This is a genomic window from Psychrobacter sp. (assembly GCF_030457785.1).
Lineage (GTDB): Bacteria > Pseudomonadota > Gammaproteobacteria > Pseudomonadales > Moraxellaceae > Psychrobacter.
Genome location: NZ_JAKDUI010000092.1, coordinates 1 through 9,648, shown reverse-complemented (window position 1 = coordinate 9,648; position 9,648 = coordinate 1). Strand labels below are relative to the sequence as shown.

The following is a 9,648-nucleotide window of genomic DNA, read 5'->3' as shown; positions in this document are numbered from 1 at the left end:
GCCAATACAATAAAACCAGTTTAGCACGCTATGTCTATCATAGAACGCCAAACTGGTTTAAAAATTTGTATATCATTACTTAATATTACCAATGATTGGTATCGTTTGGTAAGGCACTACTCTACGAGGCGCTAGCAATGCTGTCCTTGAAACTGTCTAAGAGAGGCTCAAGTAGCGCAAATTTGCGCTTGTAACTGACCTGATTGACAATCAAACGTGAAGACACATCACAAATATGGTCGCGCGCTTCTAGACCATTGGCACGTAACGTATTGCCTGTATCGACCACATCGACTATCAAATCACCCAAGCCAACCAGTGGCGCAAGCTCCATAGAACCATAAAGCTTAATCACATCTACTTGCTGGCCTTGGCTCGCAAAATAAGCACGAGCCACATTGACGTATTTGGTAGCGATACGCAGGCGACGATTGGGCAGTGGCGCATCTTTTACGCCAGCAGTCATCAATTTACATTGAGCAATCTGCAGGTCTAGCAGCTCATAAACATGATTGGCACCATGCTCAAGCAACACATCCTTTCCTGCCACACCAAAATCAGCAGCACCATGCTCTACATAAGTAGGCACATCACTGGCACGTAAAATCAGCACCCGTACATTAGGATTAGAAGTAGGAAAAATAAGTTTACGCGATGCTGCAGGATCTTCTAGCAAGTCAACCCCCGCAGCCCTCAAAAGCGGCATAGTCTCGTCTAAGATACGACCCTTTGATAAAGCCAGTGTTAATCCTGAAAACTCATCGTTTACTTCGTTCAATAAACCACCTTTCGGTAGGCTGTTGCTTGCTTCAGTCATAATGACATCGCGTCCATATACAGTTAGCATCCCTTTTAATAGGACTTTTGTGATTTTAAAATTCGCTCAGATTTTATAAAGCCATACGTCTCTACACACAAGTGTACAAACCAGTCTAGTAAATTTATTAATACCAATCGTTCGAGATGGTGATTAATCCTGAGCTGTATTGTTAATAATTCGTAATTCGTATTAGTCATTAGTGTTGATACGTTCAATATTCACACCAAGGCTGCGCAGTTTGTTTTCTACATCCTCGTAACCACGATCGATATGATAAATACGATCAATTAGGCTCTCGCCTTCGGCAGTTGCCGCCGCCATCACCAATGACATAGATGCACGTAAATCAGTTGCCATCACAGGAGCAGCAGTAAAGCTTTCAACGCCTTTTACGACTGCAGTATGACCATCTACTTGAATAGACGCACCCAAACGATTGAGCTCGGGTACATGCATGAAGCGGTTTTCAAAGATGTTTTCGATAAAGGTACTAGTACCGTCAGCAATACAGCTAATCGCCATTACCTGTGCCTGCATATCAGTAGGAAAGCCGGGATGTGGCTGGGTACGAATATCGACAGGCAGTGGGCGCCCTTTCATTTGCGCACGAATCCAGTCATCACCTGTGGTAATCACAGCGCCCATATCTTCGAACTTTTCAAGCACTGGTGTTAATAATAATGCAGACGTTTTTTTGGTCAACACATCACCGCGTGTCATCAGCGCGCCAGCAAGATAAGAGCCAGTTTCTACACGATCTGCTACCACAGAGTACTCACAGCCATGCAAGCGCTCAACCCCTTCGATGGTCATGATTGATGTGCCAATACCACTAATTTTAGCCCCCATGGCCACCAACATATTGGCCAAATCCACTACTTCAGGCTCAAGCGCACAGTTACCCAATACGGTCGTGCCTTTGGCAAGTGTTGCGGCTATGATCACGTTTTCAGTACCACCAACCGTCACCATGTCAAACGAGAACTTACAGCCTATCAGCTTGCCACCTTTGGGTGCTTTTGCTTTGACATAGCCGTTCTCTACGCTAATCTCCGCGCCCATAGCTTCAAATGCTTTTAGATGCTGATCAACGGGGCGCGAACCAATAGCACAGCCGCCTGGCAATGACACTTCTGCCTCACCAAATCGAGCAAGCAATGGTCCTAACACCAAAATCGATGCGCGCATGGTTTTGACCAAGTCATAAGGCGCATAGAAGTTGTCGATACTTTTGGTATCACAAGTGACGGTATCACCCTGCTTTTCTATTTTTATGCCCATGCCAGCAATCAGCTTGATCAGCGTTCTCACATCTTGAAGTGACGGAACATTGTGCAATGTTGTTGAGGTTTCAGCCAAAATCATGGCTGCCAGTAAGGGTAAAGCGGCATTTTTGGCGCCTGAGATTGTGACTTCTCCTGCAATACGACTACTACCAGTGATTAAAAATTGATCCATAGAAGTGACAACCTAGCGATGAGTGAAAAATAGTAAATAAAGGGTAAGAACCAGACTCATAAACCCAGCGACATCAATAGCCACTTAGATGTGTCTAATAATATGGATAGCATTTAGCCTTTTTGCTGAACTTCCCATTCAGCCGGCGTTAGTGCTTGGATATTAAGCGCATGAATATCGCCACTGGCAATTTTATCATTGACCAAAGCATAGATCGCTTGTTGACGTTGTACGCTACGCTTTCCTTCAAAGCCGGCGTCAACCACGCGCACATCAAACTTATTTCCTTCATTTGCCGCTTGAATAAAGGCGTTTGGAAAATGAGTTTTTAAAAATGCAATCAAATCGTCAGCGTTCATGCTCATAGAATATCCTGTTGATAAAAGGAATTTTGTGTGGATTCGCAGTATTATAACAAGAGTTTGGCTATCTTACAGTATTGTCTTACGTAACTATTGCTCACGCGTAAGCCAACACCACAGGCTAACCTGCTAAACACCAGTGCATGCCACTCATGAGCATGGGAGCATTTAACTGTCTTACAGCCATCTTATAACCGTCTTATAAACGCCAGACTACTTGAGTTCTTTATCCAAATACGTCAGCACTTGCGCACGCACATCATTCAACCAACGCAGTGGTGGTGCCATCGCACCGATACTGGTGGCATGACTGGCACCTTCTATTTCACTGGTTTCTACCCTAGCACCATAGTCTCTTAGTGCTTTTGTCATATTAATCGTATTGACGTCATAGACGATCTCATCATTTTCCGCCGTCAATAGCAGATAAGGCGGCTGTTCACCTTTGATCTGTCTGTCTGGCATGACTTGATCGGGGGTGGCATCGGCAGGAAAGGCGCTAGCGCTATCAAACTGCCTAAAGTCATAACTATAAGGCCCCGCGATACCAACCACTGCTTTAATGTCTTTGGGCTGAATACCATAAGGTGCCAAAAAATCTTCGTTAGATACTGCTGCCACCGCATTGAACGCACCTGCTGACTGCCCCATGACCGCCAGTCGCTGAGGGTCAACATGCAGACTCATTGCATTATCGTAACTCCATGCAATCGCTTTTGCCGTGTCTTCTACATAATCAGGATATGGATGTTCAGGCGCTTTACGATAATTAATCACTGCCGTCACATAACCTGCTCGTGCCAAACTCTTGCCAACGAAAGCGTATTGTTCTTTGGTGCCATTTTCCCACGAACCACCATAGACAAACACAACCATAGGATAAGTATCTTTTATGGCTTGTTGGGAGTTGATGGCTTGTGCCAAAGGCTTGGGGTAATAAATATCTAAGTCTTGCTCCGGCTCATCGCCATACAGAATATCACTGCTAACACCAACTCCCTGCCCAGCCGTGATGCCATTCACGACAGTCAATGGTGACAAGGCTTGCGCATTCTGAGCAGCAAACACAACACCGCCTATTGCAAACACGACAGTGGCTATCCACGCCAGTCTTCGCGGTTTTGTATTCGACATAGTGCTGTGAGCAGTTGTTTCATGTGTTGCATGACCAACACCGATATGATTATCAGTTCTGCTGGCGACTACGTTCTGTAGTGTACGTTTATCTGAACCTATCATCGTCAGTATCCCTATCATTTAATAATTTATTCAGCGCGCTGCCCTGCGTTCGCCGTATCGTACTGAATTATTTGAGGTTCCATATTAACGGCACCGTCGCGTGATGAATAACCGTAACCCACTACAACCTACTACGTCTTTATTTTATTTGCTGTCAATAACGACTGTTTCTATTGATTTCCATCAACTTCTATCGATGCACCTTGACGATAAACATAGGTAATAAACGTTAACGATAGCGGTGCTTTTACTGATTTTGATAGAGGTCAACATATGGGCTAGAAGATGTGGGTGCTTCGACCGTTCCATTTTCCCCGGTTGCAGCAGCTGGCGGCGTAGCACCTTCGCTATTTGTTGCTCCTGAGTTATTGATATTAGGATTTGGATTAGCGTTAGGATTTGGATTAGCGTTAGCAGCTGCCACTTCTTCGGCAGTTGCTAATGTTGGCGAATCCAAATTTTCCTCATACATAATGTCATCTTCGTCTATCTCCACACCATTGCCATCCACAATGGTTGTCAGTAATACCAGTTCGGTCACACCGACGGTGCTATTAGCAATATCGATCAAATGGCTTTGTTGCGCTGGGGTCATGCGCCCCATGATGAAAACCACACCGTTGTTGGTCACTACTTTGATCTGAGAGGATTTGACACCGCTATTAACAGCAACTTTTGCCAATACTTTTGACGTTATGTAGCCATCATGAACCGTCAAACTATAGCCTTTTGAAGCACTGACAGACAGCTCGTTGTAGACACGACGCACATCTGGCATGGAGCTGATGACTTTTTCTGCTTCGGCTTTGATGTCTTCAGTAGGCACTTCCCCTGTCAATAGAACCTCACTATTAAAGCTATCAATACCTAGCCGACTGGTCTGCTGTAGATCTTCTTGCAACCCATAGACATTGATCTTGGCGGTATGTTCAATACTACGATCAAGTAAACGCTGCGGAATGGTACGCTCTGTCATGGGCACACCATAGGTGCCTTCAGTACTGTTGGTCAGATAATTGGTAGTGCAACCACTACTAACAGCACCCGCTATCAGCATGATGCCTATCAAGGTACGGCGTGACGATCCAAAAATAGCTGTGCGAAAACACATCCGAGTCATGATTTACCTCTTAAAACATAATGTCATAATGAATTTAATTATAGTGATGACGACTGCTCATCGTACCAGCAGATAGTTGTGCTAGTTGATCATATATATAGATGGTAGATACTCAAGATAACTAACCCTTTGCAACCTAACTGTTTGCAACTTAGATACTTTACTGAATTTTTAAGAGAGTCGGTTAGGACTTTGGTAACGGCAGCTTATTGCTAATGTTTTTTTCTTATTTTGGTGGTGTTCTAAAAAGTATGCTGGCGATAGAAGTCAATAAGAAATCTATGCTAAGTTCTCTGATTCTATAGGGCTTTCAAGGCTTCAAAAATTGTTCAAGTTTTAATCAGCATACTTTTTGACACACCACCCTTATTTTTTAGCACTTACCAACCACAGCACTTATCAACTACCGTAAATCCCAACTACCGCCATGCTTAAAAATTCACTACCACGCCGTGGCGATGAAAGCCCCTTGAATCCATTCTGGCTGACTGTCTCTTTCTTGCTTGTATTGTGTGGCTTGACTAGCGGTATCGTAAGCAATCACATCAAACCGGCAGTCATAATCTCGATATTCAGGATGCTGCTGCAAAAAATACCGAGCGGCTTTTATAACCTTATGTTGCTTGCTCGTTGTGACACTATGCGCAGCATTACCAAAGTTTGACAGTTTTCTCTGGCGCACTTCAATGAATACCAAGGTCGCCCATGCAGCGCCTTGCTCTATCATAACCAAATCCAGCTCACCAAACTTTGGCTGATGCCAATTTTGCACGACCAATATCAAGCCTTGATCCTGCAAAAACTCACAGGCTCGCTGCTCAAACAAGCTACCTTGGCGCTGTTTGGGTGAAGTCAGAGGTAATGGCCTGTGAGTAGTCATAGTGTCGATGTGTCTAATGAACAATTCAGAATTATCATAGCACATCATGCTAAACTAACGACTTTTGACCCTTATCTGCATCATTTGTTGTTCTAGTAAACTCTGACACCATCAGCGTCATCAGCCACTTTATGACTGAAGTTACCAAACCCCTTAAGATGGCTAAGCCTACTGAGTACAATGACAGCTGATAACTAACGTAGACAATGATGCGACATTGTCTTTCATAACGTCTCTCTATTACATTGATAATTTAACGACCCGAGGTTTTCATGTCTACTTCTACCGCGATGCAAGCTTGTCTATATATCGTTGCGACACCGATTGGCAATCTGAGCGACATGACACCGCATGCGATTGATGTCTTAAAACAAGTCGCCATCATTGCCTGCGAAGACACACGCACCTCAGGCAAGCTATTGTCACACTTTGGTATTGATACCAAGGGCAGTCAAGCCGATGATTCAGATGATGCTGATACCAATTCCAAGCGCACAGGACACAACAAGCTGTGGGCATATCATGAACACAATAGCGCCATTCAAACACCTAAGATCATAGAGATGATCGAGCAAGGCCATTCAGTCGCGCTCATCAGTGACGCTGGTACGCCTTTGGTCAGCGACCCTGGCTACCAACTGGTTCAAGCAGCGCATGCTGCTAACGTTACGGTATCACCTGTGGTCGGGGCATCTGCTGCGATTGCCGCACTGTCAGTGGCGGGACTACCCTCAGACCGTTTTAGCTTTATTGGATTTTTACCAGCAAAAACTCATGGTCGCCAAAAACAACTCACTGCCTTACAATCACGTACCGAAACATTGATATTTTACGAAGCACCACACCGAATCATTGCCAGCTTAGAAGACATGGCAACGATATTTGGCACAGAGCGTGAGGTGACATTTTGCCGTGAGTTGACCAAGACCTTTGAGACCGTGCATAAGAGCACGCTTGGCAGTTTGGTCGAGTTTGTCAAAGCCGATGACAACCAGCAACGCGGTGAAATAGTCATTGTGATTGCGGGCGTTGACGTCGCCCAAGATACCGACGACATCAGCATCCATGATAAGTTGTTGCAACGGTTGTTAGAAGACTTGTCAGTGAAGAAGGCAGCAGCATTAGGCTCTGATATCACGGGCGCAAAAAAGAACGCTCTCTATCAGCGATTGCTCACGTTACAAGCCAAATAAACCAAAATATTTCAAACATAAAAATATGAAAGTATAAATTCACATAGGAGAAGTATGTCATGTACGATGTAATGGCAATAGGTAATGCACTGGTTGATCACGAGTACCTGCTATCAGATGCGGCATTAGAGGAGACAGAGCTGACCAAAGGCAATATGACGCTGGCAGGTATCGAAGAGCAGCAGCAACTGCTCGCCTACTTTAAGCTTGCTAAGATTGCACCATCAAAACAAGCAGGCGGCGGATCAGCAGCCAATGCGATGTATGCCTTTGCCAGTCTAGGTGGTAAGCCTTTTTATGCTTGCCGCGTTGGTGATGATAGCCAAGGTAAGTTTTATTTAAAAGACTTACATGATGCAGGTGTGGCGACTTCAGAGACCTCTATCCATCCAGATGGTGTCACTGGCTCATGTGTGGTGGCAGTGACCGAAGACGGCGAGCGCACCATGCAGACTTATCTCGGTACATCAAGCGACATCACTGCGGATAATGTCGACTTTGAAGCGCTGACGCAAGCGGACTGGTTATATCTAGAAGGCTATTTAGCGATGTCTGAGAGTATTCAACCAGCGATGACTCAATTACGTCAGCAAGCTGGCGTGCACAACGCAAAAGTCGCCGTCAGCTTTGCTGATCCGGCAGTGGTGAAATTTGCCAAGGAAGGCCTACTCAATATTCTGGGCGATAAAGTTGCCGTGATATTCTGCAACAGTGAAGAAGCCAAGCTCTTTACGGGCAATGAACAAACCAAAGCAGCAGCACGTACTTTGCTGGACTATTGCCACACAGCAGTTGTGACTGACGGACCGAATGGCGCAACTATCGCTCACAGCGCTGATGATGAATCAGAAGTAGAGATTTATGAGGTTGCGACACCAGTAGTGACCAATGTCATCGACACCAACGGCGCAGGTGATAATTATGCAGGTGCATTCCTATACGGGCTGTCACAGCACTATAGCTTGCCAGAATGCGGTCGACTTGCCAGCGAGATATCAGCACAAGTCATTCAAAAGTTCGGACCGAGATTGACGTCACAGGATTATAGAGATATCGCGCAGCGAGTCTTACCTGCTTAGTCTACTTTTACGCCAACAAAAAACCCATATCGCATTTGATATGGGCTTTTTGTTGCTCGTTTGGTGTTGATGTTTATCTCTTAATATCAAGCCGAGGCCAGTGCTTGCGCCAAATCTGCTTTGATATCTTCGATATGTTCGATGCCGATCGATAACCGTACCATATCAACACTCACACCAGCATTTGCCAGCTCTTGTTCATTCAACTGACGGTGCGTTGTTGTTGCTGGATGGCAAGCCAGTGATTTGGCATCGCCAATATTGACCAAACGCGTAATCATCTGCAATGCATCAATAAAGCGTGCACCTGCTTCCAACCCACCTTTTACACCAAAAGTCAAAATAGCAGACGGTGTGCCTTTCATATATTTTTGAGCCAAATCATGCTCAGGATGGTCTGCCAGACCGGCATATTTAACCCAAGCCACCTTGTCATGGTCACGCAGATATTCGGCGACTGCTTGGGCATTTTCTACATGACGCTCCATACGCAAGCTCAATGTTTCCATACCTTGTAAGATACCAAAAGCATTTAATGGGCTTAGCGCTGCGCCTGTGTTACGTAGTGGTGCTACACGAGCACGCGCGATGAAAGCTGCCTCCCCGACATCTTTGACAAAGTTCACCCCATGGTAACTTTGGTCTGGCGTGTTCAAGAGCGGGAAACGCTCAGGGTGGTCGCCCCAAGGGAAGCGTCCGCTATCGACGATCGCTCCACCTATCGACGTACCAGTACCACTCATGTATTTGGTCAATGAATGAATCACGATATCAGCGCCAAACTCAAATGGGCGACATAATGCTGGCGTTGCTACCGTACTATCAATCACCACGGGTACACCGTATTCATGAGCTATATCACTAAGCGCTTGGATATCGACGATGTTTCCCAGTGGGTTACCGATGCTTTCAGCAAAGACCATCTTGGTTTTATCATCGATCAAATCACGAATCGCTGCTGGGTCTTTATGATCAAAGAAACGAACTTCGATGCCCTGACGTGGTAACGCATGGGCAAACAAGTTATAAGTGCCTCCATATAGCGTCGATACCGCAACGATGTTATCGCCCGCCTCACAGATGGTTTGGATGGCATAAGTAATCGCAGCCATGCCAGAAGCGACGGCAAGCGCACCAATACCGCCCTCAAGTGCTGCAACACGCTCCTCTAACACCGCATTAGTCGGATTCATAATACGAGTATAAATATTACCTGCGACCTTTAGATCAAACAAATCAGCACCATGCTGAGTATTATCAAAGGCATATGAACTGGTATGGTAAATGGGCACTGCGACTGATTTGGTCGTTGGTTCTACACTATAGCCGGCATGAATTGCCAACGTCTCCAGACGTGGGTTGTTCTCGGCTTGATTGCTTGGTTGTCCGTCACTCATATTGTACTCCTCTTCATTTATTATTAAGTTAGTCTATTTAAAGACTGGATAACATAGACATTATATAGTCAAAATATTTTAAAATCGCTACAGTGCTACT

General features: G+C 45.2%; 9 protein-coding genes. 2 read left to right on the top strand and 7 right to left on the bottom strand.

Annotated features, from left to right (window positions below):
* Positions 1 to 121: 121 nt before the first annotated feature.
* The 6 genes from hisG to L0J61_RS06080 form a co-directional block, all read right to left on the bottom strand.
* Positions 122 to 817 carry an ATP phosphoribosyltransferase gene (hisG, locus tag L0J61_RS06105; protein WP_301465445.1) on the bottom strand — a complete coding sequence of 232 codons (696 nt, stop codon included), beginning with the start codon at positions 815 to 817 and terminating at the stop codon, positions 122 to 124.
* A 192-nt stretch (positions 818 to 1,009) separates the two neighbouring features.
* On the bottom strand, positions 1,010 to 2,278 hold the full coding sequence (murA, locus tag L0J61_RS06100) for a UDP-N-acetylglucosamine 1-carboxyvinyltransferase (RefSeq protein WP_301465444.1): 1,269 nt from the start codon (positions 2,276 to 2,278) through the stop codon (positions 1,010 to 1,012).
* Positions 2,279 to 2,391: 113 nt separating this feature from the next.
* Positions 2,392 to 2,643, bottom strand: a complete 252-nt coding sequence (locus L0J61_RS06095) for a BolA family protein (protein ID WP_301465443.1) — start codon at positions 2,641 to 2,643, stop codon at positions 2,392 to 2,394.
* Between the two features lie 210 nt (positions 2,644 to 2,853).
* Positions 2,854 to 3,879 carry an alpha/beta hydrolase gene (locus L0J61_RS06090; protein ID WP_301465442.1) on the bottom strand — a complete coding sequence of 342 codons (1,026 nt, stop codon included), beginning with the start codon at positions 3,877 to 3,879 and terminating at the stop codon, positions 2,854 to 2,856.
* Between the two features lie 247 nt (positions 3,880 to 4,126).
* On the bottom strand, positions 4,127 to 4,990 hold the full coding sequence (locus L0J61_RS06085; RefSeq protein ID WP_301465441.1) for a BON domain-containing protein: 864 nt from the start codon (positions 4,988 to 4,990) through the stop codon (positions 4,127 to 4,129).
* 451 nt (positions 4,991 to 5,441) lie between these two features.
* A complete protein-coding gene (locus tag L0J61_RS06080; RefSeq protein WP_301465440.1) occupies positions 5,442 to 5,927 on the bottom strand; it encodes a YraN family protein in 486 nt (161 codons plus the stop codon).
* Positions 5,928 to 6,151: 224 nt separating this feature from the next.
* Between L0J61_RS06080 and rsmI the strand changes: the two genes are divergently transcribed.
* Together rsmI and L0J61_RS06070 are read left to right on the top strand one after the other, a co-directional pair.
* The gene (gene rsmI / locus L0J61_RS06075) at positions 6,152 to 7,072 is read left to right on the top strand and encodes a 16S rRNA (cytidine(1402)-2'-O)-methyltransferase (protein WP_301465439.1); all 921 of its coding nucleotides are present in this window, start codon (positions 6,152 to 6,154) and stop codon (positions 7,070 to 7,072) included.
* Between the two features lie 59 nt (positions 7,073 to 7,131).
* Positions 7,132 to 8,151, top strand: a complete 1,020-nt coding sequence (locus tag L0J61_RS06070) for an adenosine kinase (RefSeq protein ID WP_301465438.1) — start codon at positions 7,132 to 7,134, stop codon at positions 8,149 to 8,151.
* An 86-nt stretch (positions 8,152 to 8,237) separates the two neighbouring features.
* Here L0J61_RS06070 and L0J61_RS06065 read toward each other — a convergent pair whose 3' ends face one another.
* Positions 8,238 to 9,548 (bottom strand): O-acetylhomoserine aminocarboxypropyltransferase/cysteine synthase family protein, encoded by a 1,311-nt coding sequence (locus L0J61_RS06065; protein WP_301465437.1) that lies wholly within the window; start codon positions 9,546 to 9,548, stop codon positions 8,238 to 8,240.
* Between the last annotated feature and the right edge of the window lie 100 nt (positions 9,549 to 9,648).

What these genes read in the sequence shown, in the direction of transcription:
- L0J61_RS06065 (WP_301465437.1), bottom strand. Translation starts at nt 9,548, where the DNA reads ATGAGTGACGGACAACCAAGCAATCAAGCCGAGAACAACCCACGTCTG.
- L0J61_RS06090 (WP_301465442.1), bottom strand. Translation starts at nt 3,879, where the DNA reads ATGATAGGTTCAGATAAACGTACACTACAGAACGTAGTCGCCAGCAGA.
- L0J61_RS06080 (WP_301465440.1), bottom strand. Translation starts at nt 5,927, where the DNA reads ATGATGTGCTATGATAATTCTGAATTGTTCATTAGACACATCGACACT.
- rsmI (WP_301465439.1), top strand. Translation starts at nt 6,152, where the DNA reads ATGTCTACTTCTACCGCGATGCAAGCTTGTCTATATATCGTTGCGACA.
- L0J61_RS06070 (WP_301465438.1), top strand. Translation starts at nt 7,132, where the DNA reads ATGTACGATGTAATGGCAATAGGTAATGCACTGGTTGATCACGAGTAC.
- L0J61_RS06095 (WP_301465443.1), bottom strand. Translation starts at nt 2,643, where the DNA reads ATGAGCATGAACGCTGACGATTTGATTGCATTTTTAAAAACTCATTTT.
- hisG (WP_301465445.1), bottom strand. Translation starts at nt 817, where the DNA reads ATGACTGAAGCAAGCAACAGCCTACCGAAAGGTGGTTTATTGAACGAA.
- murA (WP_301465444.1), bottom strand. Translation starts at nt 2,278, where the DNA reads ATGGATCAATTTTTAATCACTGGTAGTAGTCGTATTGCAGGAGAAGTC.
- L0J61_RS06085 (WP_301465441.1), bottom strand. Translation starts at nt 4,990, where the DNA reads ATGTGTTTTCGCACAGCTATTTTTGGATCGTCACGCCGTACCTTGATA.